We start from the raw sequence: 19,781 nt of genomic DNA, 5'->3' as shown, positions 1-19,781 counted from the left end.
CGGGCCGCTCAGCGGCCCGGCTGCTCGCCTTGGCGCCCGTCGGTACCCATCGGCGGGCGCGCCTCTCTCTCCTGAAACGCCGGTGCCGGATCCCCAGCCGTCCTGCCGTTCTCGATCTCTTCGCCATCGAGTGTCGGCAGGCGGCGACTGAGCCACCAGGCGAGGGCCACGGCCGGCAGACCCAGCAGGCAGACGATGCCGAAGAAGCTGGCGTAGCCGAGGTCGGCCACCACCAGGCCGGAGAAACCACCGATGAACTTGCCGGGCAGGGTCATCAACGACGAGAACAGCGCGTACTGGGTTGCGGTATAGGTGCGCGAGGTCAGGCTCGACAGGAAGGCGATGAAGACCGTGCTGGCGAGTCCATTGGCCAGGTTGTCGCCGGTAATGGCGACGACCAGCAGCGGCAGGCTGTTGCCGCCGGTGGCGAGCAAGGCGAACAGCAGATTGGTCAGCGCCACGGCGAGCGCCCCCACGATCAGCATCCGACCAAGTCCATAGCGGACCACCAGCAGGCCGCCCAGTATCCCACCGCCGATGGTCATCAGCACGCCGAAGACCTTGGTGACACTGGCGATGTCGCTCTTGGTGAAGCCCAGGCTCAGGTAGAGCGGATTGGCCATCGCCGCCATCGAGATGTCGCTGATCCGGTAGATGCCGATGAAGAGCAGAAGCCACAGCGCCAGCCGGCCGTAGCGCTGGAAAAAGTCGCTGATCGGGCAGACCACCGCGGCGATCAGCCAGACACCGGCCTGACGTTGCCAACCGGGCCGCTGGCGACGCTGGTGCAGGAAACGCTTCACCCGCGGATGGAACAGCACCACCGAGAGACTCTGCGGACGAGGCGGCTCCGGCCGAACCAGCACGGTTATCATGCCCACCGCCACCAGCGCGGCCATGCTCAGGTAGGCCACCGCCCAGGAAGCGGCATCGGCGATATAGAGCGCACCCGCGCCGGCCATCACGATACCGATGCGATAGCCGATGATGTAGGTCGATGCCATGGCCGCCTGGATGGCCGCCTCGCCGGACTCGATACGATAGGCATCGATGACGATATCCTGGGTCGCGGCGCCGAAGGCGGTGACCAGGGCGAATGCCGCCACCAGTGGCAGGTGACCGACGGGGTCCAACCCGGAGAGGCCGAGCAGGCCACCGCCGATCAGGCACTGGCCCAGCAGCATCCAGCTGCGGCGCTGGCCCAGCCAGCGCCCGATCAGCGGCAGCCTGACGCGGTCGACGATCGGCGCCCAGAACAACTTGATCGAGTAGAGCAGTCCCACCCAACTGAAAAAGCCGATGGCGGCCACTTCGACGCCGCTGTCCTCGAGCCAGGCGGTGAGCGTCGAGAACACCAGCAGGTAGGGTAGACCGGCGGAAAACCCCAGAAACAGCAAGGTCACGACCGGGGCCCGCAGATAGACGCGCAAGGATGTCAGCCAGTCACGTGGCTCGTGTTGCATGCAACCTCCAAAGGAAACGCTGCCCAAATGTCTGCGCAGGTGAATCGCCGCGTTGCGCGATGCTGGAGCGCCAGCCCGGTCGCATCCTCACCTATAACCCCTAGGCTACGGTGGCTACGCTCCGTGCGCCTTGCGACGGAATGCCGCCCGCTTCATCCTGCTCGCCGATTTGTTCAGTGTTTCCAAGAAACCGGGTCGACCCGCCGCGGGCGGACGAGTCGGATCGAAAATGGTACGCTAGATGGCTTGTCGCGTCTGGTCCGAATGGCGCGCTGGCTATCCCGCGACAGCAGGTGATATTGCCCCGACAGCGGGCCAGACGACAGGGATTGTCTCTTTAGTGGCTGTGATCAGGAAGGATAGTGCGATGACCGGTGAGCCGACGCAGGACGGCGAGTCGCTACCCCGCTGGTACGTGATCCAATGCAAGGGTGGCGAATCGTTTCGTGCCAGCGAACATCTCGACAACCAGGGCTACGAGGTGTTCCACCCGGTGCTCGAGGTCCAGAAGCGCCGCCGTGGCAAGCTGGCCTGGGTGGCCGAGCCGCTGTTCCCGCACTACTTGTTCATTCGTCTCGATCGAATGGCCAGCAACTGGCGGCCGATCCGTTCCACCCGCGGTGTGCTGCGGCTGGTCAGTTTCGGTAACGAACCGGTATTCGTCCAGGATGCACTGGTCGAGACGCTCCGTGACCGCATCAGCGCCGACAGCCGTCGTGACCGCGCCAATGTCTACTATCGCCAGGGCGATATCGTCGAGATCACCGACGGGCCTTTTCGCGCGCTTCAGGCCGTTTTCGAAGCGCAGAAGGGCGAGGAGCGGGCCATCGTGCTGCTCAACCTGTTGCAGCAGACCCAGCGTCTCGAGGTACCCGTGAAGGCGTTGCGCAAGCACTCCTCCTGAGCATGCTCCTAGGCATCGACGAGCGGCAGCAGGACGAAGCGCAAGAGCGGCGAAAACGGATCGTGCTTGCCCTCCCGCCAATGGGCAACGCCGTGCGGGTGAGCGCGCAGATATTTCTCGGGTCCGGCGCCGGCCGTCGATCCATCGTCACAAATTCCACCTCCAACTCCGGAGTCATCATGAGTCAGCTCGCCATCGACACGTCCCATGTTGCGACCCTGCACTACGTCCTCGCGGACGAGCGAGGTCGCACCCTGGACGATTCTAGGGCGCGTCAACAACCACTCGAATATCTTCACGGCCACGGCAATCTGTTCCCGGCCCTGGAGAGCGCGCTGGCCGCAAGGCGTTCCGGCGAGCGGCTGAGCGTCACGCTGGCGCCCGACGAAACCTATGGCGAGCGCGACGAAGCGCTGGTCGGCGTGAGCTCGCGCTCGGCTTTCCCGCAGGATCAACAGTTAAAGGCCGGCCAGCGGTTCCAGGCTCAGGGGCCGGACGGGCCGCGCACTGTCACGGTGGTCGCGACCGACGATGCTCGGGTCACCGTTGACGCCAACCATCCGCTGGCGGGGGAGACGCTGACCTACGACATCGAGATCCTGGCAGTGCGCGAGGCAACGCGGGCCGAGCTGGCCAAGGGCCATCCGCTCCCGCCGGGGACGTCACACACGGCGGTCGAAGATCGTAAACGCTAGCGGAACCGGAGGTGAGGTCAGTGATCGACCCACCATCGGGTGAACCAGGCCTGCATCACCTGCTCCGGGTAGATCGTGCGGCCCAGGCTGCCGTTGTAGCGAGCCAGGGCACGGGTCCAGTCTCCCTGCTCGCGCTGGAGATAGTGCGCGAGAATGGTGCAGCCGTAGCGAAGGTTGGTATCGATGTCGTGGAGGTCATCCTGCTGACGGCCGATCTCCGCTTTCCAGAACGGCATCACCTGCATCAAGCCCAGCGCCCCGGCCGACGAAACTGCCGCGGGCTGGAAGCGGCTCTCCACGTCGATCAGCGCCAGGACCAGCTCGGGCGGCAGACCGGCACGCCGGGCTTCGGTATGGATACGTTCGAGCAGTGCCAGCCGCCGAGGCCGAGAGGGGTAAGCCTTGGGCTGTCGTCTGGCCAGCCGCGACTGCATGTCCAGTAGCCATACCTGGGCGTCGAAGAGATCCTCGAACCCGTCCGGCGCCGCCATGACCCGTGACAGGGCATCGAGCAGCGCCCGGGAAGGCGGCTCGTCGACTCCGCTCGCGGCCTGCTCCCCGGCGTGCGCGCTGGCGGCGACGAGCCAGGTCGTCGCCGCCAGCACGAGAAGCGACCGTGTCACGAGCTGGCGCCTGCTCAGGCGAACCTGGCGTCGAGGAAGTGGCGGAGGTCGTCCAGCGCCACCATGGTGACATCGCTGTCGCGACGCCCCTTGTACTCCAGCTCGCCCTTGTCGAGTCCGCGATCGCCGACCACCAGGCGGTGCGGGATGCCCATCAACTCCTGATCGGCGAACTTTACCCCGGGGCGCAGGTCGCGATCATCCAGCAGCACGTCGATGCCGGCAGCGGTCAGTTCCTGATAGAGCCTGTCGGCGGTGTCGCGAACCCGGTCCGACTTGTGGGCGTTCATCGGCACGATCGCCAGCTGGAAGGGCGCGATGGCGTCGGGCCAGATGATGCCGCCGGCGTCGTGATTCTGTTCGATGGCCGCCGCCACCACGCGGGTGATGCCAATGCCGTAGCAGCCCATCCACACGGTCGCCGGTTGACCGCTGTCATCGAGAACGGTGGCGTTCATGGCCCGCGAGTACTTCTGACCGAGCTGGAACACGTGGCCGACCTCGATGCCCCGGGTGATCGACAGCGTGCCCTTGCCATCCGGCGATGGGTCGCCTTCGACCACATTGCGCAGATCGGCGACGTCCGGCAGCGGCAGGTCCCGCTCCCAATTGATTCCGAACAGGTGGTGATCGTCGACGTTGGCACCCGCACCGAAATCGCTCATCAGGGCGACGCTGTGGTCGACGATCAGCCGCAGCGGTAAATCGACCGGCCCCAGGGAGCCGGGGCCTGCGCCGACGGCGGCCCGAATCTCCTCCTCGCTGGCCATGGTCAGCGGCGCCGCGACGAGGTCGAGATTCTCGGCCTTGATCTCATTGAGCTGATGATCGCCACGTACCATCAGCGCGATCAAGCCGCCATCGGCGGCGTGCACGATCAACGTCTTTACGGTCTTCTCTATCGGAAGATCGAAGCCTTCGACCAGTGCCGCGATCGTGCGAACGCCGGGCGTGGGCACCTGGCGCATGCTCTCCTGCGGGGCAGCGCGCTCGGCGCCCGCAGGCGGCAGCGCTTCGGCCTTTTCGATATTGGCGGCGTAGTCCGAGCCGGTGGAAAAGACCACGGCATCCTCGCCGGAGTCGGCCAGCACGTGGAATTCGTGCGAGCCGGTACCGCCGATGGAGCCGTTGTCGGCCAGCACCGGACGGAAATCGAGGCCCAGGCGGGTGAAGATCCGGACATAGGCGTCGTACATGCGCTGATAGGAAGCCTTGAGCCCGGCTTCGTCGGTATCGAACGAGTAGGCATCCTTCATGATGAACTCGCGGGAGCGCATGACGCCGAAGCGCGGGCGGATCTCGTCGCGAAACTTGGTCTGGATCTGGTAGAAGTTGGTCGGCAGCTGCTTGTAGCTGCCGATCTCGCGCCGCACCAGATCGGTGATCACCTCTTCATGGGTCGGGCCCACGCAGTAGTCGCGCTGATGGCGATCCTTGAGGCGCAGCAGCTCGGGGCCATATTCGTCCCAGCGGCCGGACTCCTGCCATAGCTCCGCGGGCTGTACCGCCGGCATCAGCACCTCCTGCGCACCGGCCCGATCCATCTCCTCGCGAACGATGCGCTCGACCTTGCGCAACGTCCTCACACCGACTGGCAGCCAGGTGTAGAGCCCTGCCGTCAGGCGCCGGATCATGCCGGCTCGCAACATCAGTTGGTGGCTGACGATCTCCGCGTCCGCCGGTGTTTCCTTGAGGGTCGAGATCTGTAGTTGGCTGGCACGCATGGGGTGTTCTTTCCTGTATTCATCAGCGTCAAGCGGAACGCGGCATATGCTCGATATGGCGAGATCTGCAGTCAATCATCGGGCGGCCAGTATAGAGAGGGGAGCCGCAGGCGGGAAAGGGCACTCGGCAAAAACCTCCCCGCCGGAGCCGCACTCCTGTCGCACCGTCTCGCTGACCTGCATTTCGTTGAAGATTCGGCTGTTCAGCCTGACGATCTTTCCTATAGTGAGAGACAGGGTCGCATCCGGCATCGTCGGAGAGGCGAGCGGAACAGGACACCATTGAAAATCCGTCGTTGGCGGCCCGCGTCGGAAGGAGGTGTTTCATGATTCATCACGTCTGGGGGCTGCTCACGCATCCCAATCGCGAATGGCAACAGATTCGTGGCGAGAACGAGACCGTGTCGCACTTCTATGGATCCCACGTGCTGCTGATGGCCGCGATCCCGGTGGTCTGCGCCTTCATCGGCACGACCATGGTGGGTTGGCACTTCGGCACCACAGAGACCGGGATGGCGAAGACGGTGAGCGTGTCGCCATCGACGGCGGTGCTGCTGGCCATCATCTTCTACGCGCTGATCCTCGGGGCCGTGTGGCTGATGGGGAACGTCATCCACTGGCTGGCGCGTCGCTACCCCGAGCGCCCGGATCTGAACCATTGCGTCGTGTTCGCGGGCTACATGGCGACCCCCATGTTCCTGAGCGGCGTGGTGGCCCTCTATCCGCTGGTATGGCTGTGCCTGCTGGCTGGCATCGCCGGGCTCTGTTATACGGTCTACCTCGTCTACGCGGGACTGCCGTCGTTCCTGGGTATCGATCAGCACGAGGGGATGCGGGCCTCGAGCGCTGCACTCGCCATCGGCGTACTGGTACTGGAGGCATTGCTGGCCATCACCGTACTGCTGTGGGGCTACGGCGCGTCGCTGGTCTGAGCCGGCGGCCGCTACTCTTCAGGCGCCCGGCCGGAGCTCGGGCGCCACTTTCGATGGTGTTCGGTCAGTTACGATGGCTGGACGGGCAGTGGGTGATGGATTAGGTTACCTTGCGTCACCAACTGTCACTGGAATCCTTCGATGCTTTCACTGTTGCGACGTCTCGTGGTGGGCGCGGTCATGTCCGGGCTCGTCCTCTCGCTTGCCGGTTGTGGCACGCTCTTTTATCCCGAGCGCAAGGGGCAGCTCCAGGGTCGCATCGATCCTGGCGTGGCGATTGCCGACGGGTTGGGGCTGCTGCTGTTCATCATCCCTGGCGTGATCGCCTACGCGGTGGACTTTTCCAACAACACGATCTATCTGCCGGGTTCCGGCGATGCCTCGGTCGACAGCGTCCATTACGACGGCGACCTGGACGGCGCCTCGCTCGCCGCGCTGATCGAGACCCGTACCGGGCGCGATATCGAAGCCGGGGAAGCCCCGGTGGTCGAACGCGTCGAAACCCTGGATCAGGCCCTCTCCAGAATCGAATTCGATCGTCGCGACGCAATGGACTCCTGAGTCTGCCGCATTTTGCTAATCTTCTGGTCTGGTGTGTGGAATCATTCCGCCGCCAGCCTCGCTGCGCCACTGATACGGAGATTGGTCATGCGTACTTTCGAATGCCATCACTGCAACCCGCCGAGCCGGCTCTTCTTCGATAACACCCGGTGCGTCGTCTGCGACGCCGAAGTCGGCTGGTGCCCGTCGTGCCAGGCCATCGCGGCGATGATCCCGGACAGCGAAGTCGGCTACCGCTGTGCCAACCCCGGATGTGGCCAGGCCCTGGTCAAGTGCTTCAACTTCGCCAGCGAGGGCGTCTGCAACCGGATGCAGACTGCGGAGGACCATGCGACGTACGGTGGGCTGTGCGACTGCTGTCGACACAACGCGGTGATTCCCGATCTTTCGGTCGAGGGCCACCGGGCACGCTGGGCGGCATTGGAAGCTGCCAAGCGGCGGCTCTTCTACACCCTGGACCTGATCGGCCTGCCGCATCCCGCTCCCCAGGATGGATCGCCATTGCCGCTCAGTTTCGCGTTCATGGCCGATGCCATGCCGGATGCCGGCCTCTGGCGATCGACCGGCAGTGGCGAGAAGGTCTATACCGGCCATGCTCAGGGGTTGATCACGATCAATCTGAAGGAGACCGACGACGCGGAGCGGGAGCGCCTGCGCGTCGACATGAACGAGTCCCACCGGACGCTGATCGGCCACTTCCGTCACGAGATCGGCCACTACTACTGGGATCTGCTGATCAAGGGGCAGGACGAGGAGGGGAGCCGGGCCGTCTTCGGAGATCACGACTCCCCGACCTATGCCGAGGCGCTGGAGCGCTACTACGAGCAGGGCCCTGCGCCGGACTGGCAGGCATCCCATGTGTCGGCCTACGCGACCATGCACGCCTGGGAGGATTTCGCCGAGACCTTCGCCGCCTATCAGGATATCGTCGCCGTGCTCGATACGGCCGCCAGCCTTGGCATGCGCCGGGCCGAGCACGACGGTGGTATCGATGAGATGATCCTGGCCTACCAGCAGATCGGCCTGGCCTTGAACGAGCTCAATCGCGAGATGGGGCTGCTGGACATCGTGCCGCTGATCATCACGCCACCGATTCGTGACAAGCTCCACTACGTTCATCAAGTGGTGGTGCGAGGCGCGGCGGCGGCTACCTGAGAAGCGGGCAGGGCCGCAACCGACAGACCCGACGAGCCGAGGCGCATCGGGTCAGGTCGTGGCCCGGGCTGGCGATTCTCTTGATGGCAGCCCCTCCGACATCATCCCCCGACGCCCATGAGGATCTCCGTCAATCGTCATCGTCGTGGTCCAGTGTCGTCTGCTCCTGGCTTTGCGACGACTTGACCGGCCGTTCGCTCACCGCGAAGTAGGCGCCGGCGATCGCTTCGTGAAGGTTGTTGAAACCAATCTGGAACTCGTCGATCAACTGGTGCAACTGATCCGGTGCGCGCGCCAGCGACTGGACGTCCGCTTCGGCGACCTCGGCGCGGACCAGGGCGGCCACCGCCAACGGGCGATCGTGGTTGGGCAGCGACTGCAGCTCCCAACTGACCTCATCGAGACTGCGCAGCACGGACCGGGGCAGAGCGCGGTTCTGCAGCAAGAAGCGCAGCACGTCCGGACCTCTCACCCGCAATCTCACATTCTGGCGGTACATCTGATAGGCCGTCAGCGACTTGAGCACGCTCATCCACTGCAGGTGTTCAAACGGGATCAGCTCCTCCGGGTTGCGGGGGAGCAGGTTGCCGGAGCGCACATCGATGATCCGCGTGGTCATGTCGGCGCGCTCGAGATGACGCCCCAACGAGAGGAAGGTGCGGGCTTCGGTATGGCTCAAGGTGCCCTCGATCAAGCCGGTCAGCGTCTGGCATGCCCGGGTCACGCTTTTCAGAAACCCATCGCGCTGGCGCGGTTTCATGCCGCTCTGCGTCTGCTCGCTGATCTCGAGGTAGCAGTGATTGATCTCCTCCCAGATCTCCCGCGGCACCACGTCGCGGGTGGTGCGCAGGTTTTCCCGGGCGTTGGCCAGCGATGACAGGATCGAGCTGTCGTGCTCGCGCGACAGGCAGAGAAAATCCACCACATTGCGCTCGTTGCGCTCATCGAACAGCGTATCGAAGACTTCGCCGCTACCGGTGATGTCGATCAGCGTCGACCAGCTCAGCGCCGCCTTGCCGGGCATGTCGAGGAGCAGGTTGCTGTTGACGCTGATCAGTCGGGCCGTGTCCTCGGCGCGCTCGACGTAGCGCGCCAGCCAGTAAAGATTTTCGGCAACTCGTGACAGCATGTTCTTACTCCCCCTCGGTTTCGACGATCCAGGTGTCCTTGCTGCCACCACCCTGGGAAGAGTTGACGACCAGCGAGTCCTTGACCAGGGCCACCCGCGTCAGTCCGCCCATGGTGACGTGCGTTTCGGGGCCGGAGAGAATGAAAGGTCGCAGATCGACGTGGCGGGGTTCCGGAGCACCGTCGAACAGCGTTGGTGCGGTGGATAGGGCAAGGGTGGGCTGCGCCATGTAGTTGCGCGGATCGGCCTCGATCCGCCTGGCGAACTCCCGGCGCTCCTGTTCGGTTGCCCGTGGACCGATCAGCATGCCGTAGCCGCCCGATTCGTTGGCGGGCTTGACCACCAGCTCGTCGAGATGATCGAGCACGTAGCGGCGATCCTCCTCGAGCATGCAGAGATAGCTGGGGACGTTGGGGATGGTCGGTTCCTGGTCGAGATAGTACTTGATCAGCCTGGGCACGAAGGCGTAGACCACCTTGTCGTCGGCGACACCGGCGCCGGGAGCGTTGGCCAGCGCCACCTTCCCGGATCGCCAGGCCCGCATCAGTCCCGGCGTGCCGAGCAGGGAGTCCGGGTGGAAAGCCTCCGGATCCAGAAAAAGATCGTCGACGCGCCGATAGATCACGTCGACACGCTTGAGCCCATCGACGGTGTGCATGTGGACGATATCGTCATCGTCCACGATCAGGTCGGATCCCTGGACCAGCTCGACCCCCATCTGCTGGGCGAGATAGGCGTGTTCATAATAGGCCGAGTTGTAGATGCCGGGGGTCAGTACCACGATCTGTGGCTCATCGCTGGGACGCGGCGACATGCTGGCCAGCATGTCGTAGAGCTGGGCGGGATAATCGTCGACCGGCAGAATGCGGCCGGTCTCGAACAGCTCGGGCAATACCCGCTTGGTGACGTTGCGATTCTCCAGCATGTAGGAGACGCCGGAGGGTACCCGCAGGTTGTCCTCGAGGACGTAGAGGGTCCCGTCGCTGTCACGAACCAGATCGGAACCGCAGATATGGGCCCAGACGCCATGGGGCGGATCGATGCCCATGCACTGGGGACGAAAGTTGACCGACTGGGCCAGGACCTCCCCGGGCAGCACCCCATCCTTGACGACCTGCTGGTCATGGTAGAGGTCGTCGATGAACAGGTTCAGCGCGTCGACGCGCTGCTTTAGCCCGGCCTCGACGATTCGCCACTCCTTGGCCGGGATGATGCGAGGCACGATGTCGAAGGGCCAAGCCCGGTCGATGGTGCTGCCCTCGGAGTAGACGGTAAAGGTGATACCCATGGTACGGATGGCCACTTCCGCGGCGATCTTGCGCTCGTTGAGTTCCTTGGAGGTGAAGCTGGCGAGGATGTCGCAGAGTGGCTTGGCCGCTTCCCGGGGAATGCCGTTGGTTCTTAGAAGCTCGTCGTAGAAGTGCTGGTTCGAATAATGCGTCCAATCCACATTGGCCATGGGAAGACTCCTGTCGGCGGGGTCGAGGACGCAGTTGTTGAGTGTTATCGCGTCGCCCATTGTGGCAAAACCGTGTATATAAAGAGACGGCATGCACGATCAAGCATAGTGAGAGGCCTATGTCGCTGTCACGCTAAATGCCTACCCTGTTAGCCTGAATTTGCTCAATCTTGTGTCACGAAGTCCACGACGAGACCCTCACTCGACCAAGAGATCGCCATGACCTTACGTGTTGCGTTGTCTCACCGTACCTCTTACGTGTTCGATCGCCCGGTCGGCCTCTCCGCGCATCTGATTCGACTGCGGCCGGCGCCGCACTGCCGCACGCCGATCGAGGCCTATTCACTGAACATCTCGGCCAAGCCGCACTTCCTCAACTGGCAGCAGGACCCTTTCGGCAACTTCATCGCCCGCGTGGTGTTCCCCGAGCCATTGACGCGTCTCGACGTATCGGTCGAGGTGATCGCGCCGATGACGGTGATCAACCCGTTCGACTTTTTCGTCGAGGGCTATGCCGAACGCTACCCGTTCGATTATCCGGAGGCGCTGCGCAAGGAGCTGGCGCCCTATCTGGAAATTCGCGAGCGCGGACCGCGGCTGGCGAAATGGTTGGCCGGGGCGCCCAAGGGTGACTTCGCCATCGCCGATTTTCTGGTGCAGCTCAACCAGCGCCTGCAGCAGGACATCCAATACCTGGTGAGAATGGAGCCAGGTGTCCAGAGCGCGGAAGAGACCCTGGAGAAAGCCCGCGGGTCCTGCCGGGACTCCGCCTGGCTGCTGGTCCAGATCGCACGCCACCTCGGCCTGGCGGCGCGCTTCGTGTCCGGTTACCTCATCCAACTGACGGCGGACGTCAAGTCGATCGATGGTCCTTCCGGCACCGAAACCGACTTCACCGATCTGCACGCGTGGACAGAGATCTTCGTGCCCGGCGCCGGCTGGATCGGGCTCGACCCGACCTCCGGACTGCTGGCAGGCGAGGGCCACATTCCGCTGGCCGCGACACCGGAACCCACCAGCGCCTCGCCCATCGTCGGCTATTCCGACGAGTGCGAGGTAACGTTCGATTTCGCCATGAGTATCGAGCGGATTCACGAGGATCCCCGCGTCACCCGGCCCTACAGCGATGAACAGTGGCGATCGATCGACCGGCTCGGAGCGCAGGTGGATCAACGGCTGGCGGCCGGCGACGTACGGCTGACCATGGGGGGCGAGCCGACGTTCGTGTCTGTCGACGACATGGAGGCCGACGAGTGGAACACCGCGGCTCAGGGGGAGACCAAGCGCAAGCTCTCCGGCCAGTTGCTCAAGCGTCTGCGTCGGGCGTTCGCGCCCGGGGGCCTACTGCACTATCGCCAGGGCAAGTGGTATCCGGGCGAGCCTTTGCCGCGCTGGGCGCTGGCCTGCTACTGGCGCGAGGACGGGGTGCCGGTATGGCGTGACGATCGTTGGCTGGCGGATGAAACCGCCGACCCCGGTTACGCCACCGCGGATGCGTTACGCTTCGGCGAGGCCCTTGCGGCGCATCTGGGGGTCGACGCTGGCCATCTGCTGCCGGGCTACGAGGATGCCATCTACTATCTGTGGCGCGAGCAGACGCTGGCGGTGGATGTGGATCCCCGCGAGCACGATCTCGACGACGACGAAGAGCGCCGCCGGCTGGCCCGGCTATTGGAAAGGGGGCTCGGCACCGTCACGGGGTATGCGCTACCGCTGCGCTATTCCCCGCGGCTGGGTGGCTGGCAGAGCGGTGAGTGGCCGCTGCGACGCGATCACCTCTACCTGATTCCGGGCGATTCACCGATGGGGCTGCGGTTGCCGCTGTCGTCACTACCCCAGTCGGCGTTCCGAGGTGTCGATCAGCCACGGTCGCTGTGGGCGCCGCCAGCGGCCATGGCCGACCCGCACGTCGGCGTGACGCGCCGTTACCACGCGGTGAGGCATGCCGTGGCGAGGCCGGAGGCGGGAACCGACGCGCAGCTGGAGAGCGCCGAAAGTCTGCCTTACAACGCGTTGAGCGGTAACCGCCACGCTGGCGGGGATAACGATGCCGCTGCGATCAACGACCAGCCCGATGTCATCGGTACCAGCCTGTGCCTGGAGACGCGCGACGGTCAGCTCTACATCTTCGTGCCGCCGGTGACAGAGGTCGAACACTACCTGGCGTTGATCGCGGCGATCGAGCACACGGCCGCTGAGCTCGAGATGCCGGTGTTCGTCGAGGGCTATCCGCCGCCCGCCGATGCGCGCCTCAAGCAATTCATGATCACCCCGGATCCTGGGGTGATCGAGGTCAATATCATGCCGGCGCCGAGCTGGGCGGCACTGGTCGCCCAGACCGAGATCCTCTACGAGGAGGCCAGGCAGACGCGTCTGGGAGCCGAGAAGTTCATGCTCGACGGCCGCCACACCGGCACCGGTGGCGGGAATCATGTCACCCTGGGCGGAGCGACGCCGGCGGATTCGCCGTTCCTGCGTCGGCCGGCGCTGCTGGGTAGCCTGATCAGCTACTGGCAGCGACATCCGGTGCTCTCCTACCTCTTTTCGGGATTGTTCGTCGGCCCGACCAGTCAGGCCCCGCGGGTAGACGAGGCACGGCACGAGTCGCTTCACGAGCTCGAGATCGCGCTGGGCCAGTTGAGTCGGGAGGAGGCCGCGCAGCCCTGGCTGGTGGATCGGCTCTTCCGCCATCTGCTGACCGACCTCACCGGCAATACCCATCGTGCCGAATTCTGCATCGACAAGCTCTACTCGCCGGACAGCGACACCGGCAGGTTGGGGCTGCTCGAGTTACGCGGGTTCGAGATGCCGCCGCACCCTCGCCTGAGCCTGATGCAGGGTCTGCTGATCCGTGCGCTGGTCGCGCGCTTCTGGGACCGCCCGGCATACGGCAACCTGGTCCGGTGGGGAACGGCGCTGCACGATCGCTGGATGTTGCCGCACTATCTCTGGCGCGACCTGGAGGAGATACTGGTCGAACTCGGCAACGATGGAATGGCCTTCGAACCGGAGTGGTTCGCCCCGTTCCTGGAATTTCGTTGCCCGGTCCTCGGGCGCGTGCAGTATCAGGGCGTCGAACTGGAGCTGCGTCAGGCGATCGAGCCGTGGCACGTGCTTGGCGAGGAGGCCGCCGGTGGTGGCACCTCGCGCTACGTGGACTCCTCGGTGGAGCGGCTGCAGGTGAAGGTAGCCGGGATGAGCGGTGATCGCTACGCGGTGACCTGCAATGGCCACCGCGTGCCGTTGCGGGCCACGGAGCGCAATGGCGAGGCCGTGGCCGGGGTACGCTACCGCGCCTGGCAGCCGCCGTCGGCGCTCCACCCGCTGATCCCGGTTCACGCGCCGCTGGTGTTCGACATCGTCGACACCTGGAACCGGCGCTCGATCGGCGGCTGCCGCTATCATGTCTCGCATCCGGCTGGGCGCAACTTCGAGACCTTCCCGGTCAATGCCAATGAGGCCGAGGCGCGTCGCCTGGCGCGGTTTCAGCCTCATGGCCATCGGCAGGGCACCCACGACGTGCCCGACGCATCGATCAGTGACGATTACCCGTATACCCTGGATCTACGCGAGCGGACGACAGGGATTGGCTAGGTTCGGTTCCGGTGCGCCGTTCGTTGGGGCGCACGTTTTTCGGTCGAGCGCTGGCAGCCCAGCGCTTTACAGTCGAGAGAGGGGGCGGCGATCTGGCCGGTCCCACGACACCGGCAGGAGCTCGGTGATGAACGGCCGCTGGGAAGGAGTCCCGGCGCACACTTAGATAAAAGACGATGGTAGTAACCGAGACGCTTCGCCCTTCCTGGCTGGAGACCTACACCTCCGGCGATGTTCACGATGCGCTGGTCGCTTCCGATGGCTCGGTGCGTCGGCGCTGGCTGCCGCTGCTCCACCAGTTGGAACGACTGGGGCGTGAGTCGCTGGTTCAGCGAGCGGAGGAAGTGCAGCACCTGTTGCACGAGAATGGCGTGACTTACAACCTGCCCAATGATGAAACGGGCAGTCGCCGGCAGTGGTGGTTGGATCCGCTGCCTCTGGTGATCTCTCCACGGGAATGGAAACGCCTCGAGCAGGGCCTGCGTCAACGCAGCCGGCTGCTGGCCGCCGTGCTCAAGGACATGTACGGCCCCCGTCGGATGCTGGCGGAGGGCATCCTGCCGGCCGATGCCCTGTATGCCAACCCCGCCTTTCTGCTGCCATGCGATCAACTTTTCAGCGACGATGACTCGGGATTGCTGTTGCACGGCGTGGACCTGACCCGGAACGCCGATGGCCAGTGGCAGGTGCTGGCCGACCGTGTCCAGTCCCCCTCGGGGATGGGGTTCGCCCTCGAAAATCGTATCGCCATGGCCCGCGCGCTGCCGGACCTCTACCGCAACGCACCGCTGAAGCGACTGGCCGGGTTTCTCGCCACGCAACACCACTCGCTGTCGTCGCTGTCACGATTCAATCTCGATCATCCCACCATTGCGCTACTGGCGCCGGGGCCTGGCCACGACAGCTATTTCGAACACGCCTATCTGGCCAACTATCTCAATCTGGCACTGGTGGAGGGCGGGGATCTGGTGGTGCGGGATTCACGGCTCTGGATGCGCACGCTGGGTGGCCTCCAGCCCGTCGACGTGCTGCTGCGCCATATCGGCGACGGCTGGGTCGATCCGCTGGAACTGCGTGGTGACTCGCTGATCGGCGTGCCGGGCCTGCTGGAGGCGATACGGGCAGGCGGCGTCGGGGTCGCCAACCCGCCGGGGGTGGGGGCGCTGGAGCACCCCCTGATCGCCGCCTACCTGCCGTCACTGTGCGAGCGCCTGCTCGGCGAGACGTTGCAGATCGGCAGCCCCGAACGCCACTGGTGCGGGCAACCGGAAGGGCTCGCCTGGGCGATGGCGGGCTTCGAGACGCTGGACTTCCAGCGCCTCGATGGAGATCGGAATCGGGTCTCTCCCGCCGAACTCAGCGAAGAGGCGGCCGGACGGCTGCGCCAGTCGATCGTCGCTCAGCCGGACCGGTACGTGGCCCAGCAGCCGCTGGTCGCCGCCACCGCGCCGTTTTTCAGTCGCGACTGCGGCCGCCTGACGCCTTCGACATTCAATGTTCGCTGCTTCAGCCAGGCGGTCTTCGACGCGGACCACCGCTTCACCGACTACGAGGTGATGCCCGGAGGCGTGGCCTGGCAGGGCTCGCCGGAAACCGCCATGCGATCCAGCCAGTGCGTCAAGGACGTCTGGGTCACCGCCTACGAGCCGCAGCCTCATGTCAGCCGGTTGCGACGTTCGCGACAGCCTCTGGTGGTGACGCGTGACGGTGCCGACCTTCCCAGTCGCGTTGCCGATAGCCTGTTCTGGGTGGGGCGTTATGGCGAGCGTCTCGATGTCCGTTCCCGGCTGCTGCGCGAGGCGCTCTACCGCCTGTTCGAGCAGGACCAGGAAGGGCTCGCGGATGAAACGCTGGCCGATATCCTGCACCTGATGGAGCCGGAGGCACTCTCGCCCGACGAGATGACGGAGGAGCGCTTCTCCGCGTATCGCGAGCGTCTGCTGGCGCTGTTCCAGCAGGATCGGGACGGCAGCCTGCCGACGCTCGTCTCGCGCATGGCCAACAACTGCCGCGCGGTACGCGATCATCTCGGCGACGATGCCTGGCGGGTCTTCAATCAACTGCGGCAGGAGTCGGGCCGCCTACCCCTGGCAGGCATCGACCAGGGGCGTCGATCGGTGGAGACGGTGATCACCCAACTCGCCGCCTTCTTCGGGCTGTGCAACGAGACCATGCCTCACCATTTCGGCTGGCGTTTCATGGATATCGGGCGTTTCCTCGAGCGCTCTCTGGCGACCTTGACCCTGTTGCGGCTGGCGTTGATCGATTCGGCTCATGCCGGCGAGTCGCTGTGGGACGTGGTCCTGGCCACGACCGATAATGCGACAGCCTACCGGCGACGGTATCGGAGCGAGCTTCATCCCGCGGCCATTCTCGACCTGCTGCTGTTCGACGAGGCCAATCCGCGCTCGGTGGGCTACATGTTCAAGCGGCTGGAGCGCCAGATCGGACGCCTGCCGCAGCCCAGCAATACTCCTTACCGAAGTGAAGAGGCCCGCCTGCTGATCCAGGCGCGGTCGGCGCTGCACCTGGCCGATCTGGAACGGCTCTCGAGACTGGATGACGACGACGATGCCAGGCAGGCCCTGGCGGTACTGCTGGATGCGCTGGCCGAGCCGCTCGGCAGCCTTTCGCTCGCCATCGAGCACAGCCATTTCAGCCACGTCGAAACGCCCCGTCAGCTGGTCCCCATGCAGGCGCCATAGGTCGTCTCTACCGTCACAGGATTTCGTCATGCGTTACCGTGTCCGCCACTCGACCCGTTACGATTACGCCGCGCCGGTATCGCTGTGTCACAACGAGGCACGCGTGGTGCCTCGAGCGCTCTCCTGGCAGCGGGTCGATGACACCGCGCTCGATATCGTGCCGCGGCCCGCGGTCAGCCACCAGCGGGTCGACTTCTTCGGCAATCGGGTGAACTTCTTCAGCGTCCAGGAGATTCATATGGCGCTGTCGGTCACGGCCACCACCTGCCTGGAGACACTGGGGCGGCCGCTGCCGCCGGCAGAGGTCGACGGTGACTGGCAATCCGCGGCGCGTCATGCCAGCCGTACGCCGGAACTGCGGCAATTCCAGCTCGATTCTCCATTCGTGTCCCGGGAGACGGCGCTGCGCGCATTCGCCGCGCCCAGCTTTCCAGCGGGGCGGTCGCTGAGAGACGGTGTCGACGATCTCAATCGCAGGATTTTCGAGAGTTTCACCTACGATCCCGAATTCTCGTCTCTGGCGACTCCGGTATTGACGGTGCTGGAAGCGCGACGTGGCGTCTGCCAGGACTTCGCCCACCTGATGATCGGATGCCTGCGCTCTCTGGGACTGTCGGCACGCTACGTCAGCGGTTACCTCGAGACGCTGCCGCCGCCCGGACAACCGCGCCTGGTCGGCGCCGATGCCTCGCATGCCTGGGTGGCGGTGCACATCCCGAACTGGGGGTGGCTAGAGTACGATCCCACCAACGGCAGTGTGCCGGGCGAGCGCCACCTCGTGCTGGGGTGGGGACGGGACTACGGGGATGTGCCACCGCTCAAAGGGGTCATGAACGGTGGCGGTGCCCACGAACTCGAGGTGGCGGTGGATGTCGAGCCGATCGAAGGCCCCGGGGATGACTTTCGGCAAGGGGCCTTGAGCGGTATCTGAGATCAGTTCGGATGCCGCGGGGAGGCGGTGATCAGCACCAGCATGCCGGCCACGAGCCCCCAGAACGCTGCACCCACGCCGAACAGCGTGACGCCGGAACCGGTGACCAGGAAGGTCACCAGGGCGGCCTCACGCTGGTGGGCCTCCAGTAGCGCGCGATGAAGACTGCTGCCGATGGTCGGTAGAAGCGCGAGTCCGGCTATCGCCAGTACAAGCCCCTGGGGCAAGGCGTCGAAGAGCGTCCCGATCGAGCCGCCGAAGAGACCTGCCAGCAGGTAGAATCCGCCTGCCCATATGGCCGCGGGATAACGTTTGTCGGCCTCCGGGTGGACGTCGGGTCCCATGCAGATGGCCGCCGTGATGGCCGCCAGGCAGATGCTGAACGCGCCGAACGGCGCCAGTAGAAGCGTTGTCAGCCCGGTCCAGATCATCAATGGCGATACCGGGGTATCGTAGCCGGCTGCCCGCAGCGTTGCCACGCCGGGGGCGTTCTGAGAGGCCATCGTCACCACGAAGAGTGGAATGCCCACGCCGATCAGGCTGGACAGCGAGAAGGTCGGCCAGATGGGTTGCGGTAGCGTCAGGATCAGGTGGGTCTCCGCCGCGTCGATCTTGCCCAGCAGGGCGGCGACGCCGAGCGCCACCGCCAGCACCAGCAGGATGGCGTACCGTCGCAGCCAGCGCCGGGCGACGAGATAGGTCAGAAACATCGACAGCACCAGGATGAAGTCGGTCTCCATCGATGCAAAGGCGTCGAGACCGAAGCGCAGTAGCACACCCGCCAGCATGGCGGCGGCGATGGACTGGGGGATGATCTGCATCAGTCTGGCAAACCAGCCGGTGACGCCGCACACGACGACCAGTGCGGCGCTGAACAGGAAGATGCCGATGGCCTCGCTCAGTGGCAGGCCCGGCAGGCTGGTGGCCAGCAGGGCCGCGCCCGGCGTCGACCAGGCCGTCAGAATCGGTTGTCGAAAGTGCAGGGAGAGGCCGATCGAGGTGAGGCCCATGGCGAGACCGAGCGCGCTCAGCCAGCCACCGATCTGCGCCGGCGACGCGCCTGCCGCCGCCGCTGCCTGGAAGATGATCACCGCGGAGCTGGTGTAGCCGACCAGCACGGCGACGAACCCCGCCGTGATGTGCGAGGCGGTGAATGGAGGCGGAGTGGGTCGGCGCTCGGCCGGAAGACGTGCCATGTCGATGCTCGAAATCGATATTGAGTGTGCGTTATAACGCACATTGCGGATTTCGACAATCTCCGCTGTCGCGCACGATACTGGCGGAGTGTCGCAACGAAATCGGTCCGGAGCGGGTCTGTACCTGGCGCCGGGAGTGTCAGCATTGGGAGGGATGATGAGTCCAGATCTTGCGGCTATCGGGCAGCGCCTGAAACGGTTCCGCGCTGAGCGCGGCCTGAGCCTCGATCGGGTCGCCGGGCTTTGCGGTGTCAGCAAGGCGATGCTGGGCCAGATCGAGCGGGGCGAGTCGACCCCGACCGTCGCGACGCTGTGGAAGATCGCCAGCGGCCTGCAGGCGCCACTGTCGCGTTTCCTGGTCGGTGAGAGCGGTGTGGTGCATCGACCGACGTCACCTCCCAGGCACCGTGATGCCTCCGGCATGATCGTCACGCCGCTGTTCGCGTTCGATCCGGTGCTGGGGTTCGAGATGTTCGCGATCGAGCTGCCTCAGGGCTGTCTGAGCGAGTCATCGCCGCATGCGCCGGGGGTGATCGAGCACGTGGTCATGCTGGAAGGCGAGATGGAGCTTTTCGTCGAGGGGGCATGGCAAACGCTGGTAGCAGGGGAAGTGCTGCGCTTCGCGGCCGACCAGCCGCATGGCTATCGCAACCGGGGGCCGGCGCCAGCGAAGGTTCACGATCTGATTCACTATCCTTTCAGCGCGTGAT

Annotated in this window: 15 protein-coding genes; 9 read left to right on the top strand and 6 right to left on the bottom strand. The window is 65.0% G+C overall.

Annotation, left to right across the window (positions count from 1 at the left end):
• Positions 1-8: 8 nt before the first annotated feature.
• Positions 9-1,463 carry an AmpG family muropeptide MFS transporter gene (locus DOM45_RS10020; RefSeq protein WP_110600017.1) on the bottom strand — a complete coding sequence of 485 codons (1,455 nt, stop codon included), beginning with the start codon at positions 1,461-1,463 and terminating at the stop codon, positions 9-11.
• A 367-nt stretch (positions 1,464-1,830) separates the two neighbouring features.
• On the opposite strand from DOM45_RS10020, the gene rfaH reads away from it, so the two are divergent.
• Positions 1,831-2,367 (top strand): transcription/translation regulatory transformer protein RfaH, encoded by a 537-nt coding sequence (rfaH, locus tag DOM45_RS10015; protein ID WP_110600015.1) that lies wholly within the window; start codon positions 1,831-1,833, stop codon positions 2,365-2,367.
• A gap of 179 nt (positions 2,368-2,546) precedes the next feature.
• A complete protein-coding gene (locus tag DOM45_RS10010; RefSeq protein WP_110600474.1) occupies positions 2,547-3,062 on the top strand; it encodes an FKBP-type peptidyl-prolyl cis-trans isomerase in 516 nt (171 codons plus the stop codon).
• 17 nt (positions 3,063-3,079) lie between these two features.
• On the opposite strand, the gene DOM45_RS10005 is transcribed toward DOM45_RS10010, so the two are convergent.
• On the bottom strand, positions 3,080-3,685 hold the full coding sequence (locus DOM45_RS10005) for a lytic transglycosylase domain-containing protein (RefSeq protein WP_342588717.1): 606 nt from the start codon (positions 3,683-3,685) through the stop codon (positions 3,080-3,082).
• A gap of 14 nt (positions 3,686-3,699) precedes the next feature.
• Positions 3,700-5,409, bottom strand: a complete 1,710-nt coding sequence (locus DOM45_RS10000) for a proline--tRNA ligase (RefSeq protein WP_110600013.1) — start codon at positions 5,407-5,409, stop codon at positions 3,700-3,702.
• A gap of 326 nt (positions 5,410-5,735) precedes the next feature.
• Here DOM45_RS10000 and DOM45_RS09995 point away from each other — a divergent pair, with 326 nt between their 5' ends.
• The 3 genes from DOM45_RS09995 to DOM45_RS09985 all read left to right on the top strand — a co-directional run bounded on the left by DOM45_RS09995 (position 5,736) and on the right by DOM45_RS09985 (position 8,057).
• Complete coding sequence (locus DOM45_RS09995; protein WP_110600011.1) at positions 5,736-6,341, top strand: Yip1 family protein; 606 nt, start codon at positions 5,736-5,738, stop codon at positions 6,339-6,341.
• Between the two features lie 141 nt (positions 6,342-6,482).
• Positions 6,483-6,902: a hypothetical protein gene (locus DOM45_RS09990; protein ID WP_110600009.1), complete on the top strand. Its 420-nt coding sequence runs from the start codon at positions 6,483-6,485 to the stop codon at positions 6,900-6,902.
• Positions 6,903-6,989: 87 nt separating this feature from the next.
• Positions 6,990-8,057, top strand: a complete 1,068-nt coding sequence (locus DOM45_RS09985) for a zinc-binding metallopeptidase family protein (RefSeq protein ID WP_110600006.1) — start codon at positions 6,990-6,992, stop codon at positions 8,055-8,057.
• Between the two features lie 130 nt (positions 8,058-8,187).
• On the opposite strand, the gene DOM45_RS09980 is transcribed toward DOM45_RS09985, so the two are convergent.
• Both DOM45_RS09980 and DOM45_RS09975 read right to left on the bottom strand, forming a co-directional pair.
• Entirely contained in the window at positions 8,188-9,186 is a 999-nt protein-coding gene (locus DOM45_RS09980; RefSeq protein ID WP_110600004.1) for an alpha-E domain-containing protein, read from the bottom strand.
• A gap of 4 nt (positions 9,187-9,190) precedes the next feature.
• Positions 9,191-10,645, bottom strand: a complete 1,455-nt coding sequence (locus DOM45_RS09975) for a circularly permuted type 2 ATP-grasp protein (protein ID WP_110600002.1) — start codon at positions 10,643-10,645, stop codon at positions 9,191-9,193.
• Between the two features lie 219 nt (positions 10,646-10,864).
• On the opposite strand from DOM45_RS09975, the gene DOM45_RS09970 reads away from it, so the two are divergent.
• The 3 genes from DOM45_RS09970 (at position 10,865) to DOM45_RS09960 (ending at position 17,875) form a co-directional block, all read left to right on the top strand.
• Complete coding sequence (locus DOM45_RS09970) at positions 10,865-14,239, top strand: transglutaminase family protein (RefSeq protein ID WP_110600000.1); 3,375 nt, start codon at positions 10,865-10,867, stop codon at positions 14,237-14,239.
• Positions 14,240-14,415: 176 nt separating this feature from the next.
• Entirely contained in the window at positions 14,416-16,944 is a 2,529-nt protein-coding gene (locus DOM45_RS09965; RefSeq protein ID WP_110599998.1) for a circularly permuted type 2 ATP-grasp protein, read from the top strand.
• A 28-nt stretch (positions 16,945-16,972) separates the two neighbouring features.
• On the top strand, positions 16,973-17,875 hold the full coding sequence (locus tag DOM45_RS09960) for a transglutaminase family protein (protein WP_110599996.1): 903 nt from the start codon (positions 16,973-16,975) through the stop codon (positions 17,873-17,875).
• A gap of 2 nt (positions 17,876-17,877) precedes the next feature.
• Here DOM45_RS09960 and DOM45_RS09955 read toward each other — a convergent pair whose 3' ends face one another.
• Positions 17,878-19,071 carry a benzoate/H(+) symporter BenE family transporter gene (locus tag DOM45_RS09955; RefSeq protein ID WP_110599994.1) on the bottom strand — a complete coding sequence of 398 codons (1,194 nt, stop codon included), beginning with the start codon at positions 19,069-19,071 and terminating at the stop codon, positions 17,878-17,880.
• A 157-nt stretch (positions 19,072-19,228) separates the two neighbouring features.
• Between DOM45_RS09955 and DOM45_RS09950 the strand changes: the two genes are divergently transcribed.
• Positions 19,229-19,780, top strand: coding sequence for a helix-turn-helix domain-containing protein (locus DOM45_RS09950; protein WP_110600470.1), 552 nt, complete (start codon positions 19,229-19,231; stop codon positions 19,778-19,780).
• Position 19,781: the final 1 nt, after the last annotated feature.

Source organism: Salinicola lusitanus (assembly GCF_003206045.1).
Lineage (GTDB): Bacteria > Pseudomonadota > Gammaproteobacteria > Pseudomonadales > Halomonadaceae > Salinicola > Salinicola lusitanus.
The sequence above is the reverse complement of the archived record's forward strand: the minus strand, read 5'-3'. Positions and strand labels throughout refer to the sequence as shown.

Coding starts and splice junctions, on each gene's coding strand:
- DOM45_RS10020 (WP_110600017.1), bottom strand. CDS start 1,463: ATGCAACACGAGCCACGTGACTGGCTGACATCCTTGCGCGTCTATCTG.
- rfaH (WP_110600015.1), top strand. CDS start 1,831: ATGACCGGTGAGCCGACGCAGGACGGCGAGTCGCTACCCCGCTGGTAC.
- DOM45_RS10010 (WP_110600474.1), top strand. CDS start 2,547: ATGAGTCAGCTCGCCATCGACACGTCCCATGTTGCGACCCTGCACTAC.
- DOM45_RS10000 (WP_110600013.1), bottom strand. CDS start 5,409: ATGCGTGCCAGCCAACTACAGATCTCGACCCTCAAGGAAACACCGGCG.
- DOM45_RS09995 (WP_110600011.1), top strand. CDS start 5,736: ATGATTCATCACGTCTGGGGGCTGCTCACGCATCCCAATCGCGAATGG.
- DOM45_RS09990 (WP_110600009.1), top strand. CDS start 6,483: ATGCTTTCACTGTTGCGACGTCTCGTGGTGGGCGCGGTCATGTCCGGG.
- DOM45_RS09985 (WP_110600006.1), top strand. CDS start 6,990: ATGCGTACTTTCGAATGCCATCACTGCAACCCGCCGAGCCGGCTCTTC.
- DOM45_RS09980 (WP_110600004.1), bottom strand. CDS start 9,186: ATGCTGTCACGAGTTGCCGAAAATCTTTACTGGCTGGCGCGCTACGTC.
- DOM45_RS09975 (WP_110600002.1), bottom strand. CDS start 10,645: ATGGCCAATGTGGATTGGACGCATTATTCGAACCAGCACTTCTACGAC.
- DOM45_RS09970 (WP_110600000.1), top strand. CDS start 10,865: ATGACCTTACGTGTTGCGTTGTCTCACCGTACCTCTTACGTGTTCGAT.
- DOM45_RS09965 (WP_110599998.1), top strand. CDS start 14,416: ATGGTAGTAACCGAGACGCTTCGCCCTTCCTGGCTGGAGACCTACACC.
- DOM45_RS09960 (WP_110599996.1), top strand. CDS start 16,973: ATGCGTTACCGTGTCCGCCACTCGACCCGTTACGATTACGCCGCGCCG.
- DOM45_RS09955 (WP_110599994.1), bottom strand. CDS start 19,071: ATGGCACGTCTTCCGGCCGAGCGCCGACCCACTCCGCCTCCATTCACC.
- DOM45_RS09950 (WP_110600470.1), top strand. CDS start 19,229: ATGAGTCCAGATCTTGCGGCTATCGGGCAGCGCCTGAAACGGTTCCGC.